Here is a 231-nt window from a genome sequence, read left to right as displayed (position 1 = left end):
GCCAAGGACGGACCGGGTGGTGAGAAGACAGAGAAACCGACTCCCGAACGCCTCAAGAAGGCACGCAGGGCCGGCGACGTCCCCCGCACCCAGGAGCTGGGCACCTGGCTGGGCGTGGGCGCGGCCAGCTTCCTGCTGCCGTTCATGGTCAGCAGCTCCTGCGACGGGGCGCGCCGGCTCTTCGTGCAGATCGGTGCGGTCGCCCGCCGTCCCGAGGCCGGGGCGAGCAGC

General features: G+C 72.3%; 1 protein-coding gene. It reads left to right on the top strand.

Annotation, left to right across the window (positions count from 1 at the left end; translation table 11 throughout):
- Positions 1–231: EscU/YscU/HrcU family type III secretion system export apparatus switch protein (locus tag AC0IVP_RS22275; protein WP_471759325.1), on the top strand; the 231-nt coding region annotated here is incomplete at both ends.

The sequence above is a fragment of the Klenkia sp. AC732 genome, assembly GCF_979256525.1.
The sequence above is the reverse complement of the archived record's forward strand: the minus strand, read 5'-3'. Positions and strand labels throughout refer to the sequence as shown.